Genomic DNA, 19,448 nt, shown 5'->3' with positions numbered 1-19,448 from the left:
ACTACTATGTTGAACAAGTTTTTTTACAGAATCTTTAAAGAGCATTTATCGCTTTCAGAAACGCTTGCTATTTATCTAAATTTATTTGCAAACCTAATTGTATTTGGAGTATTAGGTTACATCCTATTCAAAATATTTAGGTATGTTGGTAAAAGAACGGTGAATAAAATGGCTGCAAAAACATCAACCAGTTTTGATGATATGCTTATTAAAAACAAAACGTTTTTAAACTTGTCTAGAATTGTTATTCTCACCATTGTTTTTAATTTCTTAAAAGATATTTTAGTTGATTTCCCCCACTTATTCACCTATTCTGAACGTATTGCTACAATTGCCATTATTTTTGCTATTGTTTGGTTTATACGCAGTATTTTACTGAGTGTTAAAGATTTTCTTCGCACCACCAATGCTTTTAAAGACAAACCTTTAGAAAGCTATGTACAAATATTTATGGTAATATTGTGGTTAATTGCCGCTATTTCATCTTTTTCAGTACTGACAGGAAAACCTTTAATTCGGTTTTTAACTGCATTGGGAGCTTTTTCAGCAGTATTATTATTAATTTTTAAAGACACCATTCTTGGTTTTGTATCAAGTATTCAGGTAGCAGTAAACGATACTGTTAGAATTGGAGATTGGATTACCATGGAAAAATATGGTGCTGATGGTGATGTAGTTGAAATTAATCTTACTTCGGTAATTATTAGAAATTTTGATAATACAATATCTAGCATTCCTACGTATTACCTAACATCCGATTCTTTTAAGAACTGGAGAACAATGAACACTTCAGGCGGTAGGCGTATAAAGCGTTCAATTTTAATTAAAATAAATAGCATTCACTTTCTTTCTGATGAAGATATTGAGCGCTTTAAAAAGATTGAGTTAATTTCTGACTATATTGAAAAAAGTAGCAAGGAAGTAAAAAAATACAACGAAGAAAACAATATTGACAAATCTGTAATATTAAACGGTAGAAACTTAACCAATTTTGGGTCTTTTAGAATTTACTTGGATAAATACATTGAAAATCATCCAAAAATAAATCAAGATATGTTGTTAATGTCTCGTCAGTTAGAGCCTACTCCTAACGGAATTCCACTAGAAATTTATGCTTTTAGTAGAGAAAAGAATTGGGTAGATTATGAGCGTGTTATGGCTAATATTTTTGATCATATTTTAGCTTCTGTAAAGTATTTTGATTTGGAAGTTTTTCAAAATCCATCAAGTATTGATATCAATAACTTGAAAGAAACACAAAAGAGTGAATAATAATACAGGTACATCTTTATGGCAAATAGCCATCCAAAAATTTAAACGTAGTAAAACAGGTATGTTTAGTTTTTGGTATATTGTTTTATGTGGATTTATTGCTGTTTTTTGCTACGTTTTAGCTCCAGACAACAGCAACTCTGCTAATCAAATGCATTTAGAAATTCACTCAAAACCTCCTGGGTTTTCAGTGCAACTATTAAGCGTTCCTTCAGAAGTAAAAAACCAACAATCGTGGTTTTCTGTTTTTATGGAAGGAAAACAAAATTCATCAACAAAAATACCTATAAAATCATTTTCTGTTAAAAACAATCAGTTAGAAGTTATTAAATACTCAGATGGTTTACCAAAAGAGTTTCCTGCTTCCTTTGAACAATACATTCAACAAAAAACATTTTATTTAGGAACTGATAAATATGGTCGTGACTTATTAAGTAGATTATTGATTGGTGCTAGAATTTCATTTTTTATTGGATTTATAGCTGTGTTTATTTCACTTTTAATAGGAATTCCTATTGGCGCTATTGCTGGCTATTTTGGTGGAAAAATTGATGATTTTATTATGTGGGTTATCAATATCACTTGGTCCATTCCAACACTTTTATTAGTAATCGCTATTACTTTGGCTTTGGGTAAAGGTTTTTGGCAAGTTTTTATTGCAGTGGGATTAACTATGTGGGTAGAAGTTGCCCGTGTGGTACGTGGTCAAATAATTACTACCAAACAGCAGCAATATGTAGAAGCTGCTAAAGCTCTTGGTTTTTCTGATTTTAGAATTATTTTCAAACATATTTTACCTAATATTTTAGCTCCTATCATTGTAATTTCCGCCGCAAATTTTGCAGCTGCTATTTTAATTGAAAGTGGACTGAGTTTTTTAGGTATTGGAGCCCAACCTCCTACTCCTTCTTGGGGTGCTATGATTAAAAATCATTATAATTATATCATTTTGGGCAAACCATTTTTAGCATTGATTCCAGGATTAGCAATTATGAGTTTAGTAATGGCGTTTATGTTAATTGGAAATACACTTCGTGATGCTTTGGATGTGAAAGCATAAAATTTGTAAATTCGCTTTCTTAAATTTTTTGATATGAGTTTTAGTGTTGAATTTAAAACACGATGGGCAGATTTTGATGCCAATATACACATGCGTCATACCGCATACAATGATTACGCTGCTGAATTACGTTTACGTTTTTTTAAAGAGCATAATGTAACTGTTCAAGATTTTACTAAGGAAAAAGTTGGTCCTATTTTATTTGAAGAAAACACCAAGTTTTTACGTGAAATACACATGGGAGAAGACATAACTGTAAACTTAAAAGTTACTGGTTTATCCGGAAAAGGTGAACGTTGGAAAATTCAACATGAAGTTTTTAATCAAGCAGGTAAACTCTCTGCTATTATCACTGTTTATGGTGCTTGGTTAGATTTAGTTAAGCGTAAATTAACGGTACCTCCTGTTAAATTTCAAGAGATTTTTAACGAAGTTGAAAAAACTGAAGACTTTAAAGAAATCGTTTTAAGTAATTAAATGAGTACTTCAAGGAAAATAAAGGTTGTTATTACCATTGCTGCTTTGCTTGTAGGTTATTGGTTACAACAAAAAGAAGAAGTTAAGAACTCTTCTCAACCTACAACAGAAACAGCCAGTAATAAAACTAATAACTTTAATTACTTTCCTACCTCAACAACTGGAGTCATTATAAAACATAATGGCTACCAGTTATCGTATAGTGAAAAGCATGAGCAAGCCGAATGGGTTGCTTACCCTTTAGATAAAAGTGATATTGTTTACACTAACTATAAACGTCCGTTTTTTATTGTAGACCCCAAAGTGAAGACAAAATCTGCAGATTGGAGAAATTATAAAAGATCTGGTTATGACAAAGGACATTTATGTCCTGCTGGTGATAGACGTGCCTCTAAAAGTGCTCATGATGAAACTTTTTACACTTCAAATATTTCTCCTCAAAACCATGAGTTTAATGCTGGTATTTGGAATAAACTAGAGCAAAAAACTCGTTATTGGGCTAAAAAATATAATCACTTGTATGTTGTTACTGGTGGTATTCTAGAACCCAATTTAAAAACTATAGGAAAGGAAAAAGTAAGTGTTCCTAATTATTTTTATAAGGTTTTACTAGATTATACTCAGCCTGAAATTAAAGCCATTGCCTTTTTACTTCCGCATAAAGACAGTAATAAACCTCTTTCTGATTTTGTAGTTTCTATTGATGAGTTAGAGCAAAAAACAGGGATTGACTTTTTTCCTGAACTTCCAGATGATTTAGAAAATAAACTAGAGGCTTCTGCTAATTATAAAAACTGGAGTTTTAGGTAAGTTTATATGCTTACTTCGCTAGGTAAAATTCCGAAGTGATTTTTAAATGCTTTTGATGCAGTAGTAGAAGAACTCAATACCATATTTACATTTTCAAAACTTTGTTTAAACGTTTTTCCTTCTGCACATCTTATTATTTCTGTATCTGACAAATAGAAATCAACTAAAAAGAAATCATTTGTACTTTTTGGAATTCGAAACAAACATATCGTCATGTAAAATATAATCTATTTACTGCGCCCATAAACCTTCTTGCACTTCTATGTATTTTATCTTTCCTTCACCTAATTCCTCCTTAAAAATAAGCTCCGTTCCTTTAATTTCTACAGGTAATGTTTTACTTAATTCTGCAAAAAATTCTTTGGGTTGTGCAAGTTGATATTCTATTATTCTTTCCTTCATTTACATACTAGTCGTCTAAAACATCAAAAATAATTATTTTTAAACTATCATTTTTATCAAAAAAAAGAAGTGCCATAAGTTTTAAAACTCCATGACACTTCTTAAAAACCACAAACTTATATCCCTATTTAGTGGTAGGTTTTAAAGAGTTTAAATTATTAACAATCATATATTCTAATAACACCTCTTTTGGGTAATTATCAAACAAATTATCGGCATCAAACAAACGACGTTCTAAATCACTTAAATATAGCTTACTAAATAACTCAAGGTCTACATCTGGTCTTATTTCTCCATTTATTTTAGCTTCTTCAAGCAACTTCATAATGTCTGTAGAAACTACATCTATAGTAATTTCTTTATACGCATCGTACGCATTAGGGTAATACTTTCTTAATCCGAAGATAAACGACGGTTTAAATTTTACTACGTATTTAAAAATTACTTCGTAAATCGCTATTACTTTATCTAAAGCTGATTCATTAGAGTTAAGAATAGGTTCTACATCAATTTTAAATTCATTTATTAGCGCTTTGATACTTTCTATAATCAATTCTTCTTTGGATGAAAAACAAGTATAGATTGTCTTTTTGGATATTCCGAGTAATTCGGCTATTTCATCCATCGTAGTATGTTTACTACCAAAAGCTATAAATTTTTCTTTAGCTACATCGATAAGTTTTTTCCTATTACTCATAATAAAACGATCTTATTTCCAACCGCCTCCTAACGCTTCATATAAATTTACAACGCTTAATAACTGATTTAATTTGTTATTAATAACATTTAACTCAGCATTCAATGCACTTTCTCTTGCTGTTAATAGATCTAAATAGTTCGCATATCCATTTTTCAATAATTCTTCAGAATTTACTTCTGCTCTACGCAATGCTTCAACTTCATTTTTTCTATACTCGAACTTTTCTGTTTCTGCGTTATAATCGAAAAGTGCATTAGAAACCTCGTTACCTGCTGTTAACAATGTTTTCTTAAAGTTTAACAATGCTTGTTCTTGTTGTGCTTTTGCTACTTCGTGTTGCGTTCTAATTTTTCTTTGATTGAAAATTGGCTGAGTTAATCCGCCTACAATATTAGCAAACAACGAATTTGCACTTATCAACTCATCTAACTCTAAACTTTGGAAACCACCATTTGCAGTTACGGTTAACGATGGATAAAAGTTACTTTTTGCCACATTCGTCATTTCAAAAGCATTGATTAAGCCATATTCGGCAGCCATCACATCTGGTCGGTTGCTTAATAATGTAGCCGGTACTCCAAGGTTAATAGCCGCATTAAGCTCTTGCTGATCTAACTTACTTCTTTCAATAACTACAGAGGTTCTACCTAACAATAAATTTAACGTGTTTTCTGCTTTGAAGATAGCAGCTTCTAAATCAACTTTTAAAGTTTTTGCTTTATTATACTGAGCTATATTCTGATCTACAGCAACCTGTGTTACTTGTCCAGCATTTTTCAGTTCTTTAATGGTACTTACACTACTCTCTCTAGTTTCAATAGTTTGTTCAGTAATTTCTAACTGCGCATCTAATGCTACTAACTGATAATAGGTTGATGCTATAGCTGAAACCAACTTGGTTTTAACTGCTTGATGAGCTGCTACACTTTGTAAATAACCAGCTTTTCCTGCTCTTTTGTTACTGCGTATTTTTCCCCAGATATCAGCTTCCCAAGAAAGGTTTCCTGTAATTTCGTATTGATCAATACTACCGTTGAAAAAAGATCCGAACTGGCTATTTTTAGCTAACTCTTGATGTGTTGCTTTTGCTCCAACTCCTATACTTGGTAAATACCCTGCTTTACCTTGCTTCATATAAGCTTCTGCAGCAGCCATTTGTTGTATGGCTACACGAATATCAAGGTTGTTTTGTAAACCTTCATCAATGTATTGCTTTAAATGAGCATCTACAAACATATCTCTCCAAGACACATCTGCCATTGAAAGACTATCTTGTGGTAAATTATCGGTACGATACAAGTGTTCTGTTTCTTTTAACTCTGGACGTGCGTAGTCTTTTGCAACAAAACAACTTTGTAAGGTTGTAGCCATTACGACTACAACCAAGGTTTTATTTATAAACTTCATAATTAATCTTCTTTAGTTTAATTAACAGCTGGTTTACTTGATACTTTTTCTTGCAACCATTGGAAAAGGATGAATAAAATAGGAATTACAAATACTCCTAAAATTGTTCCAATTAACATTCCTCCTGCTGCACCCGTTCCGATTGAGTTGTTTCCTTCTGCTCCTACTCCTTTTGCTAATACTAACGGCATTAACCCTAAGATAAACGCAAATGAGGTCATTAAAATCGGACGTAAACGTGCTTTTGCTCCATGTATAGCTGCATCTACTATACTTTCTCCATGTCTTCTTCGCTGTACTGCGAATTCTACAATCAGAATTGCATTTTTTGCCAAGAGTCCTACCAGCATGATCAGTGCAATTTGGAAATAGATGTTGTTTTCTAAGCCCATTACTTTTGTTGAGAAAAATGCTCCGAATACACCTAAAGGTAACGAGAAAATTACTGCTAATGGTAAAATGTAACTTTCGTATTGCGCCGCTAATAAAAAGTAAACGAAAACGATAACTAATAAGAAAATTACGACTGTTTGGTTACCTGCACTCACCTCTTCACGAGATAAACCAGAGTAAGCAACCTCATAATTACTTGGTAAGTTTTTAATTTCTTCATTTACAACAGCAATCGCATCACCTGTACTATATCCTGGGTTTGCTGCTCCGTTAATTTTTGTTGAATTATATAAGTTAAAACGTGTAACTGATTGTGGACCGTACACTCTTTTTAAGTTCACAAACTGTGTAATTGGAGCCATTTCTCCGCTGCCTGTTTTTATATATAATTCATTTAATGAATTTGCATCGCTACGATCTTCTGGCAATGCCTGAACATATACACGGTATTGTTTACCAAACCTTGCAAAATCTGCTGCATAAACTCCTCCAATATATCCTTGTAAGGTTGAGAAAATACTACTTATCGAAACTCCGTATTTTTTAGCCAACGGCACATCAATATCTAATTCGTATTGAGGATATTTAGTATTGAATGATGATTGACCGTACTGAATTTCTGGATGCTTCATCAAGTTACCAATAAACTGTTGCGTTGTTTTATCTAAATCTTCAAAGCTTCCTCCTGATTTATCTAACAAGTTTACTTCAAAACCTCCTGAAAGACCAAATCCTGGAATACTTGGTGGCGCGAAGAAAATGATATTGGCATCAGGAATTGTAGCTGCGACACCAAACAATTTACCAATAATAGCATTTGCTGATTGATCGTCTGCCTCACGTTTATCCCAATCTTCTAACTTCACAAATCCTAAACCGTAGTTGGTTCCTGCTCCACTAATTAAACTTCTACCATTAATTACAGTTACTCCTCTAACACCAGGAATTTGTTTTGCTTTCTTATATAACTCTTGTGTAACCACGTTTGTTCTATCCATAGAAGAACCTGCTGGTAACTCTACGTTCATAAAAATAATACCACGGTCTTCACTAGGAACAAATCCTGTTGGGGTTGTATTAGCTGCCCACCAAATTCCTACTCCTGAAAGAACTAACATTAATCCTGTTATCCATTTATTTTTATATAAAAAGGCTAATGATTTTCCGTAACGTTCGGTAGTAGCATTGAATCCTGCGTTGAATCTATCATAAAACTTTTGTAAAAAACTTTTGTTTTCATCTTCATGATCATCGTGTCCTTTTAAGAATAAAGCACAAAGTGCTGGACTTAATGTTAATGCGTTTACTGCCGAAATTAAAATCGCCACAATAAGTGTAATACCAAACTGCTCGTAGAATACCCCTGTTGGACCTTGAATAAACGTTACAGGAATAAATACCGCCGCCATTACTAAGGTAATCGAAATGATTGCTCCAGAAATTTCGTGCATTGCGTCTAATGTTGCTGCTTTTGCATCTGTAGCTCCTTCATCTATCTTAGCATGCACCGCTTCAACAACTACAATTGCATCATCTACCACAATACCAATTGCTAATACTAATGCGAATAATGTTAAGAGGTTAATCGAATACCCGAATAAGTTTAAGAAAAAGAACGTACCTACAATTGCTACTGGTACTGCTATTGCTGGAATTAACGTTGAACGAAAATCTTGTAAGAAAATAAATACTACTAAGAATACTAATAAGAAAGCTTCTATCAACGTATTTCTTACCTTGTTCATCGAAGCTGTTAAGAAGTTATTCGTATCATAGTTAATCTCGTATTTGATTCCCTCTGGAAAATCTTGAGACAAACGACTTAACTCTGATTTAATATTCTCAATAATTTCTTGTGCGTTAGATCCTGCAGTTTGATAAACTCCCATGTTAACACTAGGATATCCTTCAGTAAAACCATACGAATCATATCCTTGAGAATCTAACTCAATCTTAGCAACATCTTTTAATCGTAAATACTCTCCATTATCTAATGCTTTTATAATGATATTCTCGTACTGATCTTCCGTTTTAAAACGTCCGCTATACTTAATGTTATACGAAAATGCTTGTCCGTCGTTTTGCCCTAATGAGCCTGCAGAAGCCTCTAAACTTTGCTCTCTTAAAGCTGCTGTTACTTCTGTTGGAACTAAATTATACGCCGCTAACTTCTCTGGTTTTAACCATATACGCATTGCGTAATCTTGATTAGAGAATACGTTTACATTACCTACCCCATTTACCCTTTGAAGTGCTGGTATAACGTTAATTTTTAAATAGTTTTGAACAAAAGTTGCGTTATAATTTTCGTTTTCAGAATATACTGACAAGAACATTAATGCCGATGTTTGTTGCTTTTGCGTTGTTACCCCTGTTTGAATTACCTCTTGTGGTAATAAAGGGTTGGCTCTAGCAACACGGTTTTGTACGTTAACCGCCGCAATATCCGGATCTGTTTTTTGATCAAAATATACAGTAATGTTTGCTGTACCATTATTGGATGCAGAAGAAGTCATATAAGTCATTCCTTCTACTCCATTAATTTGTTCTTCTATGGGAATGATAACACTTTCTAAAATGGTTTCAGCACTCGCACCAGGATAAACTGCGTTTACTTGAATGGTCGGAGGTGCAATATCTGGATATTGTTCAACAGGTAAAGTTGTGTACCCTAAAACACCCAGAATAACTATGATAATTGAAATAACGGTAGATAGTACCGGTCTCTCTATAAATGTTTTTAACATAATTTTACTGATCTAAAATATTATTGAAATAGGGGTTTAATAGGCTTTACAATACTATCGAAAGCTACCTTTTGTGGTTCAACAGGCATTCCGTTTCTTAACTTACCAATACCTTTAACTACAATTAAATCATCCTTTTTTATACCTGACCCAACAACATATAGCATGTCGTTTTTATCTTTAACAGTAATTAAAGTCGAGTTTGCTGTGTTGTTTTCTCCAATGCTATACACATACGTTTGTCCTTGTTGCTCATAAGTAGCTGATTGCGGAACTACTAAAGCTTTTTCATATAACTTAGGAATTTTAATTGTACCACTATTTCCGTTAGTTAATAATCGGTTAGGGTTATCAAAAACTGCTCTAAAGCTTACAGTACCTGTTTTCGCATCAATTTGACCTGTAACAGTTTCAATCGTTCCTTTTTCTTCATAGGCTTGTCCGTTCGCTAAAACCAACTCAACCTTAGGAAAATTCTTAATTTTCTCTTGAAGTGTTTTACCTTCTGTTTGCTGAAGAAAATTTAAGTATTCTGTTTCATTCATAGAAAAGTAAGCAAACACTTTTTTAATGCTCGCCACGGTAGTTAACGGCTTTGCATTTGTAGCACTTACAAGTGAACCTTCTCTGTAAGGAATTGCTCCTACATAACCATCTACAGAACTTCTTACTGTAGCATAACCAATATTTGCCACAACACTATTATACGCACTTTTAGCTTGCGCTAATTTTGCTTTTGCTGTTTCTAACTGAACTGGACTTATAATGTTTTTTTCTACCAAAGGCTTTAGTTTTTCTACCTCAACCTGAGCTGCGTTAACATTTGCTTTTGCTGCTCCTGCATCTTGACTTAACGATTGCGTTTCTAGTTTGAATAAAGCTTGACCTTTTCTTACTTTTTGACCTTCATCTACCAACACTTTTTGGATATAACCAGAAACTTTTGCTCGTACTTCACTATTAACAGTACCTTCAATAGTTGTTGGATAACTTGTGTATGCTGTAACATTTTTTTGAGGAACAGCTATTATAGCTAAAGGTAACGCCCTTTGTTGGTTAGGAGCTTGTTGTTGCTCTTTTTTACAACTAGTAAAAGACAGTGCAACAATACCAAGCATGGTAATACCGTATATTCTTGTTTTTCTCATTTTTTTATAATTAGTGTTTGTGGTTTACAATTGTTTCTTTTAATTTGGTAATAGATGAAATTGCTCCATCTAAAAACTCTATGAAATTATCGTGAAAACCAAGTTCAAATTGGATTTCTTCTTCTAAAGTTTCATTGGCTTCTTCTTTATAAGCCTTTATTTCTATGTGTAGTTGCTTCTCTCCTTTCCATTCTTCAACTAATTTACTAATTCCTTGAAGCATAGTATCTTTATTTAAAATAAAATACTTTTTTCTATCTCCTGTTTTAGTAAAATAAGTTATCTTCTTTAAATCTTGTAAGTGATTAAGGTGTGTTGAAATGGTACTTTTACTCGCGCAAAGACCCAACACTAAATCTTCAAAAGTTGTTCCTTGTTTTCCTGTTAAAATGATATGCGAAAAAATTCTTGCTGCCACAGGGGCCATTTGTTCTTTTTGCTCTAAAAAGATCCCTAGCTTTTCAACTAATTCACATTTTTTCTTTTCTACTTGGTTCATCTTCATTAAAAATTTACTCTGCAAAAATAAGTTTAGTTCGGAACAAACCGAACTAAACGAAGTTAAAAAATTGTTAATTCCTTTTTTAACAAAAATGATATGTATTAATTTTCAGCGCCTTACTTATTTACTTTCAAAAACAAGATTGTTTCTACACCTTCTTTATTATAAAGTTTTAGTGAATCATCTTTCACTTTAAAACTAACTGAACTCTGTAACATTTTAAGGTAATCACTTCCTACTTGCATGTCTCTACACATTTTTTGTGTAGCAGCAATATGACCGATTTTAATTTTGCTTTCTGAAATTTCTTTAATCTGTGTTGTATAGTCATTACAACCATTGTTTCCAGAAAGTCTCATTTCTTCTAATGAAATATTTAAACGTGGAGCTTTTATCATTCTATTAATTGGAGCGCCTTCGATTCTAACAGCAACCCAATCTCCATTTAACGATGCATCTGGTTTATTTTTAACTGACTTTGTGAAAGACACGATTTTTTTTCCTTCTTCATTAAAAAAAATCAAGTTATTTCCTTTTATTAAATAAGTATTTATTTCACCTAAAGCTTTATTATAACTATTGGCAACATCCATTATAAAACATAGCCTTCTAGTAGTTGCCACAGCTTTAATTTTTAAACTTTGCGAGGTAACATTTGTTATTTGACCTGTATAATTATTGCAACTATCATTTCCTGAAATCCTATTTTTATTTAAGTCAATCGTTAAGCTTGGAGCATTTGCTGTTTCATAAAACTCTCTATCATACAAACTTGTAACATTCCACTCTCCAACTAAATGAGTTCTGATATCTACTTGACTCTCTATTTTTTCGATAAATGTATATTTTAAACTAGACGCATCTGCAGGTACATCTTTAGCATTTAATCGCTCTACTTTCACTTTTATTTTTTGAAGGGTTCCTTCTTCAAAAGTAAATCCTTCAATGGGTGCATAAAAAGACTCCCAAGTCGCTTTAGTAATATTATTTCCTTTATAAATATTTAAACAGTTCATTTTACCAGCACCAGCACTGCATTCTGTTTTTATTCCACTTACCCAAAACACTTCTTCTGTACTTCCTGTATTCTTTAAACTAGCACATGATTGCAATACTAATGAAACGATTATAGGTAATAGTAAACCCACTTTTATCATCTTACTTATTTTATTTACGGTATTTATAATCTTTACAAAATTAATCCTCGAAAAAACACACAACTACTCCTTAAGGATTATCAATTACCCTCAAACGTTCAAAAAGTAAGCCAGTCTGTAAAACAACTATTATTAATAAGTCCACAAACTCCACTGAATGTAGAGAAAAAGAACATCAACTGAATCGTAGATCCATGTTTATAATTAAAGAATAACTCAAAAAACTCTTTTTGAGGAATAAATGACGATAAAACTTCTTTTCCTTAAGGAGTTTTATCGTTACTCTTTTGTAACTTAACTACAAAATAGGAGCTAACAATCTAGCTAATCTCTCTGTAAAACGTATTAAAACAGGTCTACTATTCCATTGATGTAAGTCTATTTTCTCACTGTTTTTTAAATCTTCCATAAAAGCATTTTTCAACTGACTTGCAAAATCTTTATCATAAACTAATGCGTTAATTTCAAAATTTAAATCAAAACTACGTTCATCTAAATTTGCTGTTCCTACAGAAGAAACTAACTCATCAAATACAATTGTTTTCGCGTGCACAAATCCTTTTTTATATCTATACACCTCCACTCCTATTTCTAACACTTCTTTATAGAAAGAATTTGACACTGCATTAACTAATTTCGAATCTGAAATACTTGGTACCAATAGTTTTATTGTAACCCCACTCAAACTAGCTATTTTAAGAGCATCTAAAAAAGAAGTTCTCGGGACAAAATAAGGGGTTGTGATTAAGATTTCTTTTTTTGACAATAAAATTGCTTGAATAAGAGCATACATAATGTCTGGATGATCAGAATCTGGTCCACTAGAAATTACTTGAACTAATTGCTTATGTTCATTTGTTTTTACTTGATCGCCCGCTGGAAAAAGCTCTTCCTCTATAATAACATTTTGATTAGCACAAAAATTCCAATCCGCTAAAAAAACTCGTTGTAAGTTTAAAACAGCGAGTCCTTCTATTTTAATATGTGTATCTCTCCAATAACAATTAAATTTATTAGGATTGATATACCTTTCAGAAACATTAACACCTCCTACAAAACCAACTTTTCCATCAACTACAATTATTTTTCTATGATTTCTATAATTAATTCTATTAGCTAACAATAACCATTTAATTTTATAAAAAGGGTACGCCTCCACCCCACTATCAATTAAAGACTTCACAAACGATTTACGAATATCTTTACTTCCAAAATCATCATAAATGAAACGTACTTTAACTCCTTCTTTAGCCTTTTCTTTTAAAACATCTCCTATTTGCTTACCAATAGTATCATTTTGAAAAATATAATATTCTATATGTATATGATTTTTTGCAGCTTTTAATACTTTTATAACTTCTGGAAACTTGCGTTCCCCGTTTATTAGTAAATTAACTTTGTTATTACTAGTTAAAATATTTTCTTTATGTATAAACTTCGTCAGATTATAAAAATGTCCTAAATGGCTTTTAGACGTTGATAGTATTTTTTCATTATACTTTTTTAGCTTCTCTTTAAGGTCGAAGAAAATGTTTTTGTCTACTTCTAACTTTTTATTATATAACTTATACGTTCTATGGTTTATTCCAACCATTAAATAAATAATAATACCTCCTACAGGAAACAGAATCAGCAAAAATAGATAAGCTATTGCTTTTGGTGGTGTTGAAGTATTAATAATAATAACAGCAACTGTAGCAATAATAGCTACATATAAAATTATAAGTAGTGTAGTTATCAAAATAAAAGTATCTTTTTCTGCTAAAGGTATTTAAAATATTAACACCTAAGAGACTCAGTTATAAAAAATTCAACTAACACAACTGCATAACTAAAGGTTATTAATAAAACCGAAATAGTTAGCTTTTACAGTATTAAAAACAAAAAACCTTAATTCTAAACGAATTAAGGTTTTATCTTTAAATTAGTACGGGCGGAGAGACTCGAACTCTCACACCTCACGGCACTAGATCCTAAGTCTAGCGTGTCTACCAATTCCACCACGCCCGCGTACTTTTGAAATTGTGGATGCAAATATAAACAATACTTGCAAACTACAAAGAAGAAGTATACTATTTTTCTTATTTTTGATGCTAATTAATATACAACACATGCAAAACGTAAAAGATTATATAGCTCAACATAAAGATCGTTTTATTAATGAGCTTATCGATTTATTAAAAATTCCTTCAGTAAGTGCAGACCCTGCTTACAATCAAGATGTATTAAACACCGCTGATACTATTAAAGAAAGTTTAGAAAAAGCAGGATGTGATAAAGTAGAAATTTGCGAAACTCCTGGATACCCTATTGTTTATGGAGAAAAAATAATAGATCCTAATTTACCAACAGTCTTGGTTTATGGTCATTACGACGTACAACCAGCAGACCCTATCGATTTATGGACCTCACCTCCTTTTGAGCCTGTGATTAAAAAAACAGACATTCACCCTGAAGGAGCAATTTTTGCACGCGGTGCTTGTGATGACAAAGGACAAATGTACATGCATGTTAAAGCATTAGAATACATGACTCATACTGGCAACCTACCTTGTAACGTTAAGTTTATGATTGAAGGTGAAGAAGAAGTAGGTTCAGAAAGTTTAGCGTGGTTTGTTCCTAGAAACAAAGAGAAACTTGCCAACGACGTAATTTTAATTTCTGACACAGGAATGATTGCTAACGACATTCCTTCTATTACCACTGGTTTACGTGGTTTAAGTTATGTAGAAGTTGAGGTTACAGGTCCTAATCGTGATTTACATTCTGGATTATATGGTGGTGCAGTTGCAAATCCAATCAATATTTTAACAAAAATGATTGCTTCATTACACGATGAAAACAATCATATTACCATTCCTGGTTTTTACGATAAAGTAGAAGAATTATCTCGTGAAGAACGTGATGAAATGGCCAAAGCACCTTTCTCTTTAGAAGAATACAAAGCTGCTTTAGATATTGATGATGTGCATGGAGAAGCTGGTTATACTACTAACGAGCGCAACTCTATCCGTCCTACCTTAGATGTAAATGGAATTTGGGGAGGATATACAGGTGAAGGTGCAAAAACTGTAATTGCTTCAAAAGCTTATGCAAAAATATCAATGCGTTTAGTACCAGGACAAGAATGGGAAGAAATCACAGAATTATTCAAAAAGCATTTTGAAAGTATCGCTCCTAAATCAGTAAAAGTTGAAGTAAAACCTCATCATGGTGGACAAGGATACGTAACACCTATTGACAATATTGGTTACCAAGCTGCTAGTAAAGCATATCAAGAAACCTTCGGAGTTACTCCTATTCCACAACGTAGTGGAGGAAGTATTCCTATCGTGGCTTTATTTGAGCAAGAATTAAAGAGTAAAACTATTTTAATGGGATTCGGATTGAATTCTGACGCAATTCACTCACCTAACGAACATTTCGGGGTGTGGAATTACTTAAAAGGAATTGAAACCATTCCATATTTCTATCAGTATTTTACTGAGTTATCTAAATAACAACACAAAAAAGTCATTACAATTGTAATGACTTTTTTTATAAAGATATATACCAAGTGGTTCTAAACCATAAAGAGTTTTTCTTCGGTGTATCTAGTAATTTTCCTAAACGATAATCAAGACCAAACTCTAGCTTGTCTTTTTTTGAAAGTTGATAGCCTAAATATGGCGATAATCTCACTTCTAAATCCTCTTCATTAAACTGCCACAAATATTCATTTGACAATTTTACATACCATTCTTTAACATCTACTTTATCTCCTGACAATGCTTTTTCTAACGAGGCTCGATAACGAGTTCTGTATTGAGGTTTTTCACCCGATTCAAAAAACTGTTCAAAACCGAAGCGATGCCCTAATTTAAGAGCATCAAAACTTTGTACTAAATTAAAATGCTGAACTGTACGATGAATAATATCATCATCTTTAAATCGGATAATATATCCTACATTAAAAGACTTATTCACATCTGATTTTATCGAAAAAATACTAGAAACATCTACCAAACTGTGAGAGAAAGCAAATTCATCTTCATAAAAAATCTCCCTAGCCTCTATACTATTTACCCATTTTGTAGTGGATGATGTTTTTGCTGATACCACTACTTTTGGCAACCATCCTGACGTAAAACTTGTTTGCCCTTTAACCGATACTACAAACAACACGAATACTAAAAATACAAGTTTCTTTTTCATCAGAATTCTAAATTTAATGAGTTAGATGGAGCAAACTTTAATTGTTTTATAATTGTTCCGTCAGCTTTGATTAACACCTCATATAAACTAGTAAACTCTGCTTTTTTTCCTTTAAGTACTATCTCATAAAGCACATCCGTTTTGTTTTCTTTATCACCACGGATTAAACCCAATAATGTTTCCTCATCAGATTTCCATTGAACCTGAATTTTTCTAATTGTAAACTTTTCAAACTCCTTTTTCAATGAATTTTCAATATTTTTTCTAAAAGATGATTCAATCTCCTTCCATTTAATCTTCTTTTCAACATCAAGCACATTCCCTTTCATATCAAACTCTACACTATATTTATAGTTGTTTTTATAAGATTTAGCTTCAATAGCTTTTCCATCTTGGCTTTCTTCCATGTACCATTTTACTTTTTTATCAAACTCACATTGTTTAATAAAATCTTGTGCTTTTTGCGGAACTTCTTCTGCCGAAATTCTAAACTCACGCTCAAACTTTTCTTGAGAAAACCCCGAAAACACACAGAATAATAGAAGTGCTGTTATAAATTTCATACTTTTATTTTTTTCTTCAAAATAACAAATATTTGATTGTTACTTAGACAAATAGTTTATTAATTCTTTATTAAAAAACACACTCTACACTTGTAGAATCAAAAATTATCTCTACATTTGTAGAGTTAATTCTAATTTTGTAGAAATGCAGTTATCAAAAACCGAAGAACAAGTAATGCAATATTTATGGAAGCTAAAAAAAGCTTTTATGAAAGATATTTTAGCTGAGTTTCCTGAACCGAAACCAGCAACAACAACAGTTGCTACCTTATTAAAAAGGATGAAAGACAAAGGTTTTGTAGATTATAAATTATATGGAAAATCAAGAGAATATTTTCCTGTGGTTAAAAAATCAGATTATTTTTCTAAGCACGTAAACGGGTTGATTAAAAACTTTTTTAACAATTCGGCAAGCCAATTTGCTTCATTTTTTACTGAAAAAACAGATTTATCGGTTTCAGAATTAGAAGATTTAAAGAAAATTATCGATCAGCAAATTAAAAAGCAACAATAATGGTAACGTATTTTATCAAATCAGGAATTTGTTTAGCCTTGTTGCTTGCCTTTTATCATTTGATATTAGAACGAGAAAAAATGCATCGATTCAACCGATTCTATCTGTTAGGAAGCGTATTGTTTTCATTTTTAGCTCCATTTTATAAAATATATATTGAAGTTGCTCCGCAGGCATCCGAAGTATTTGTTCCTATGATTGTAGACAGCAGTATAACTACTGAGGTTGTTACTCCTCAAGTACAAGAAGTAAACTACACACAATATCTAATCTTTGCCTATGCAATAATTTCTTTGATTCTTTTGATTCGTTTTATAAAAAATCTTGTGAGCATTTATCTCAAAACTAAACACCATCAAAAAATTAAAAAGGAAAAAGCTACGCTTGTTTTAGTTGATGATGTTATTAGTCCACATACATTTTGGAACTATATTTTTATCAACAAAGAAGAATACATCTCCAATAAAATAGAAACCGAACTCTATACACACGAATTAACACACGCCCTACAAAAACATACATTTGATGTATTACTCATTGAGTTTTTACAAGTGGTGTTTTGGATAAATCCGACATTTATATTCCTTAAAAAAGCTATTAAATTAAACCACGAATTTTTAGCAGACAACGAAGTAATTACAACACATAACAACACTACCGAGTATCAATATTTACTATTGAATAGAGCTGCTTGGAACAACGAATATTACTTGGCCAGTAATTTGAATTATTTATTAACTAAAAAAAGATTACTAATGATGACAAAACAAAGTTCTCGTACCAAAATCTTACTAAAAAAACTGGCGGTAATACCCGTATTAGCAGGATTTACATTTCTTTTTGCTGAAAGAGTAGAAGCCTATGAAAACAATAATGAGTTTTTAGACTCTGATATTACTCAAGGTGAGTTACCCAAAAAACAAATACTTAATGATTCATCCTTGTTAGAAGATATTAAAAACAAGCTTAATCAGGCAAATTCTCTGAAAATGAGCATTTCGGAAAAGAAAGATACTTTTAATATAAAGCTACCCAATGGAGAACACTTAAAAGTTTGGGAAGATAGAGTTACTGACTACAATATACTAAACAAAGAATATGAGGAACTTAGAAATCAAAAACCTCATTATATTAAAAGTTCTGAAGAAAGACAAAAGCTATTAAATGACTTGTTCTCTAAATTAGGCTCTTTATATTTTAACCTATCAAAAACTGATAAAACAAAAGTAAAGAGACCTATACATCCACATAGTCCTTACGTTAGATTAAAAAAAGATGGTGAAGTTTATTATAAATTAAAAAATGAATTAACTAAAGAAGATAAAAAGTTACTTCCACCTCCTCCTCCAGCTAGTAATAAGGCAAAACTCACATCTACAAAAAATGACTCAATACCAAAGCTAAAAAGAATAGTTAACAGAAAAAATGGAACGTTGACTTATACCACAAAAGACGGTAATGTTATTTCTAAAAAATTCTCAGAATTAACTGAGGAAGAAAAGAAAATGATTCCACCACCTCCCCCACCAACTAGATTGAAACAAAAAGCTTTGTCTAATAAATTATTTCAAGATTTAAAAAATACTAAAAAGTATGCCATTTGGATTGACGGAAAAGCAGTTGACAACAATGTTTTAAACAATTATAAAAACACGGACTTTTATAACTACTCAGGAAGTTTTGTACATAAAAATGCAAGGAGCAAACGTTTCCCTCAAGAACATCAGTATCAGTTAAACACAAAAGAATACATCCAAAAAATAAAAGAGCAACTTCCACCACCTCCTCCGCCTACAAAAAATAAAAAAAATGTTAACTCCCAAAAAAAATCTGGCTGGATAGTAGATAATGAAGCACACGAGATTAGCATATCAAATAAATTAAATGAAAAGCTTAATATATTTGATATAATTAGTCATGATAAAATTTTAAATAATTATACTATTAAAAGATATTTTTTAAACAACAAAGAAGTTACAGAGCAACATCTTAAAAAAACAGACTACTTGATTTTAGAAACTACAAGGATGAAAAAGATAAGTGATAAAGAAATTAATGTATACATAACCACAAAATAATAATTTGTTAAAAGCCTCTTAAAA

At 31.8% G+C, this 19,448-nt stretch carries 18 protein-coding genes and 1 tRNA gene; 7 read left to right on the top strand and 12 right to left on the bottom strand.

Translation table 11 applies throughout. The annotated features are described in order from the left end of the window. The first annotated feature begins 6 nt into the window (after positions 1–6). The 4 genes from Q0663_RS02825 to Q0663_RS02810 are packed head-to-tail and all read left to right on the top strand — an operon-like array spanning position 7 to position 3,619. Positions 7–1,272 (top strand): mechanosensitive ion channel domain-containing protein, encoded by a 1,266-nt coding sequence (locus Q0663_RS02825; protein ID WP_299005992.1) that lies wholly within the window; start codon positions 7–9, stop codon positions 1,270–1,272. After that, positions 1,265–2,332, top strand: coding sequence for an ABC transporter permease (locus tag Q0663_RS02820; protein WP_299005988.1), 1,068 nt, complete (start codon positions 1,265–1,267; stop codon positions 2,330–2,332). Before Q0663_RS02825 ends, Q0663_RS02820 begins: the two co-directional genes overlap by 8 nt. A 33-nt stretch (positions 2,333–2,365) precedes the next feature. Then, positions 2,366–2,809 carry a thioesterase family protein gene (locus Q0663_RS02815; protein ID WP_047790796.1) on the top strand — a complete coding sequence of 148 codons (444 nt, stop codon included), beginning with the start codon at positions 2,366–2,368 and terminating at the stop codon, positions 2,807–2,809. After that, positions 2,810–3,619, top strand: coding sequence for a DNA/RNA non-specific endonuclease (locus tag Q0663_RS02810; protein WP_299005977.1), 810 nt, complete (start codon positions 2,810–2,812; stop codon positions 3,617–3,619). A 2-nt stretch (positions 3,620–3,621) separates the two neighbouring features. Here Q0663_RS02810 and Q0663_RS02805 read toward each other — a convergent pair whose 3' ends face one another. The 10 genes from Q0663_RS02805 to Q0663_RS02760 form a co-directional block, all read right to left on the bottom strand. Beyond that, entirely contained in the window at positions 3,622–3,834 is a 213-nt protein-coding gene (locus tag Q0663_RS02805; protein ID WP_299005974.1) for a hypothetical protein, read from the bottom strand. Between the two features lie 16 nt (positions 3,835–3,850). Beyond that, positions 3,851–4,021, bottom strand: a complete 171-nt coding sequence (locus Q0663_RS02800; protein WP_299005971.1) for a hypothetical protein — start codon at positions 4,019–4,021, stop codon at positions 3,851–3,853. 124 nt (positions 4,022–4,145) lie between these two features. After that, positions 4,146–4,718, bottom strand: a complete 573-nt coding sequence (locus Q0663_RS02795; RefSeq protein ID WP_299005968.1) for a TetR/AcrR family transcriptional regulator — start codon at positions 4,716–4,718, stop codon at positions 4,146–4,148. A 12-nt stretch (positions 4,719–4,730) separates the two neighbouring features. Continuing rightward, positions 4,731–6,128, bottom strand: coding sequence for an efflux transporter outer membrane subunit (locus Q0663_RS02790; protein ID WP_299005964.1), 1,398 nt, complete (start codon positions 6,126–6,128; stop codon positions 4,731–4,733). Positions 6,129–6,145: 17 nt separating this feature from the next. After that, complete coding sequence (locus Q0663_RS02785) at positions 6,146–9,268, bottom strand: efflux RND transporter permease subunit (protein WP_299005961.1); 3,123 nt, start codon at positions 9,266–9,268, stop codon at positions 6,146–6,148. A 20-nt stretch (positions 9,269–9,288) separates the two neighbouring features. After that, entirely contained in the window at positions 9,289–10,416 is a 1,128-nt protein-coding gene (locus tag Q0663_RS02780; RefSeq protein ID WP_299005958.1) for an efflux RND transporter periplasmic adaptor subunit, read from the bottom strand. Between the two features lie 10 nt (positions 10,417–10,426). Continuing rightward, positions 10,427–10,921 carry a transcriptional regulator gene (locus Q0663_RS02775; RefSeq protein ID WP_299006334.1) on the bottom strand — a complete coding sequence of 165 codons (495 nt, stop codon included), beginning with the start codon at positions 10,919–10,921 and terminating at the stop codon, positions 10,427–10,429. A gap of 113 nt (positions 10,922–11,034) precedes the next feature. Further along, a complete protein-coding gene (locus Q0663_RS02770) occupies positions 11,035–12,075 on the bottom strand; it encodes an META domain-containing protein (protein ID WP_299005955.1) in 1,041 nt (346 codons plus the stop codon). A gap of 298 nt (positions 12,076–12,373) precedes the next feature. Then, complete coding sequence (gene cls / locus Q0663_RS02765; RefSeq protein WP_299005952.1) at positions 12,374–13,816, bottom strand: cardiolipin synthase; 1,443 nt, start codon at positions 13,814–13,816, stop codon at positions 12,374–12,376. Between the two features lie 187 nt (positions 13,817–14,003). Beyond that, positions 14,004–14,085, bottom strand: a tRNA-Leu gene (locus tag Q0663_RS02760). A gap of 101 nt (positions 14,086–14,186) precedes the next feature. On the opposite strand from Q0663_RS02760, the gene Q0663_RS02755 reads away from it, so the two are divergent. Beyond that, a complete protein-coding gene (locus Q0663_RS02755; RefSeq protein WP_299005946.1) occupies positions 14,187–15,575 on the top strand; it encodes a dipeptidase in 1,389 nt (462 codons plus the stop codon). 37 nt (positions 15,576–15,612) lie between these two features. Here Q0663_RS02755 and Q0663_RS02750 read toward each other — a convergent pair whose 3' ends face one another. Further along, on the bottom strand, positions 15,613–16,269 hold the full coding sequence (locus Q0663_RS02750) for a DUF2490 domain-containing protein (RefSeq protein WP_299005943.1): 657 nt from the start codon (positions 16,267–16,269) through the stop codon (positions 15,613–15,615). Then, entirely contained in the window at positions 16,269–16,832 is a 564-nt protein-coding gene (locus Q0663_RS02745) for a hypothetical protein (protein WP_299005940.1), read from the bottom strand. The genes Q0663_RS02750 and Q0663_RS02745 overlap by 1 nt, the downstream gene beginning before the upstream one ends. Before the next feature lie 145 nt (positions 16,833–16,977). Here Q0663_RS02745 and Q0663_RS02740 point away from each other — a divergent pair, with 145 nt between their 5' ends. Together Q0663_RS02740 and Q0663_RS02735 are read left to right on the top strand one after the other, a co-directional pair. Next, positions 16,978–17,346 carry a BlaI/MecI/CopY family transcriptional regulator gene (locus Q0663_RS02740; RefSeq protein ID WP_299005937.1) on the top strand — a complete coding sequence of 123 codons (369 nt, stop codon included), beginning with the start codon at positions 16,978–16,980 and terminating at the stop codon, positions 17,344–17,346. Further along, the gene (locus Q0663_RS02735) at positions 17,346–19,424 is read left to right on the top strand and encodes a M56 family metallopeptidase (protein WP_299005936.1); all 2,079 of its coding nucleotides are present in this window, start codon (positions 17,346–17,348) and stop codon (positions 19,422–19,424) included. The genes Q0663_RS02740 and Q0663_RS02735 overlap by 1 nt, the downstream gene beginning before the upstream one ends. Positions 19,425–19,448: the final 24 nt, after the last annotated feature.

It is taken from the genome of uncultured Tenacibaculum sp., assembly GCF_947504135.1.
Lineage (GTDB): Bacteria > Bacteroidota > Bacteroidia > Flavobacteriales > Flavobacteriaceae > Polaribacter.
Note: the sequence above shows the minus strand (reverse complement) of the source record. Positions and strands in the feature narration are given on the sequence as shown.

What these genes read in the sequence shown, in the direction of transcription:
- Q0663_RS02825 (WP_299005992.1), top strand. Translation starts at nt 7, where the DNA reads ATGTTGAACAAGTTTTTTTACAGAATCTTTAAAGAGCATTTATCGCTT.
- Q0663_RS02815 (WP_047790796.1), top strand. Translation starts at nt 2,366, where the DNA reads ATGAGTTTTAGTGTTGAATTTAAAACACGATGGGCAGATTTTGATGCC.
- Q0663_RS02810 (WP_299005977.1), top strand. Translation starts at nt 2,810, where the DNA reads ATGAGTACTTCAAGGAAAATAAAGGTTGTTATTACCATTGCTGCTTTG.
- Q0663_RS02805 (WP_299005974.1), bottom strand. Translation starts at nt 3,834, where the DNA reads ATGACGATATGTTTGTTTCGAATTCCAAAAAGTACAAATGATTTCTTT.
- Q0663_RS02800 (WP_299005971.1), bottom strand. Translation starts at nt 4,021, where the DNA reads ATGAAGGAAAGAATAATAGAATATCAACTTGCACAACCCAAAGAATTT.
- Q0663_RS02795 (WP_299005968.1), bottom strand. Translation starts at nt 4,718, where the DNA reads ATGAGTAATAGGAAAAAACTTATCGATGTAGCTAAAGAAAAATTTATA.
- Q0663_RS02790 (WP_299005964.1), bottom strand. Translation starts at nt 6,128, where the DNA reads ATGAAGTTTATAAATAAAACCTTGGTTGTAGTCGTAATGGCTACAACC.
- Q0663_RS02785 (WP_299005961.1), bottom strand. Translation starts at nt 9,268, where the DNA reads ATGTTAAAAACATTTATAGAGAGACCGGTACTATCTACCGTTATTTCA.
- Q0663_RS02780 (WP_299005958.1), bottom strand. Translation starts at nt 10,416, where the DNA reads ATGAGAAAAACAAGAATATACGGTATTACCATGCTTGGTATTGTTGCA.
- Q0663_RS02775 (WP_299006334.1), bottom strand. Translation starts at nt 10,921, where the DNA reads ATGAAGATGAACCAAGTAGAAAAGAAAAAATGTGAATTAGTTGAAAAG.
- Q0663_RS02770 (WP_299005955.1), bottom strand. Translation starts at nt 12,075, where the DNA reads ATGATAAAAGTGGGTTTACTATTACCTATAATCGTTTCATTAGTATTG.
- Q0663_RS02755 (WP_299005946.1), top strand. Translation starts at nt 14,187, where the DNA reads ATGCAAAACGTAAAAGATTATATAGCTCAACATAAAGATCGTTTTATT.
- Q0663_RS02750 (WP_299005943.1), bottom strand. Translation starts at nt 16,269, where the DNA reads ATGAAAAAGAAACTTGTATTTTTAGTATTCGTGTTGTTTGTAGTATCG.
- Q0663_RS02745 (WP_299005940.1), bottom strand. Translation starts at nt 16,832, where the DNA reads ATGAAATTTATAACAGCACTTCTATTATTCTGTGTGTTTTCGGGGTTT.
- Q0663_RS02740 (WP_299005937.1), top strand. Translation starts at nt 16,978, where the DNA reads ATGCAGTTATCAAAAACCGAAGAACAAGTAATGCAATATTTATGGAAG.
- Q0663_RS02735 (WP_299005936.1), top strand. Translation starts at nt 17,346, where the DNA reads ATGGTAACGTATTTTATCAAATCAGGAATTTGTTTAGCCTTGTTGCTT.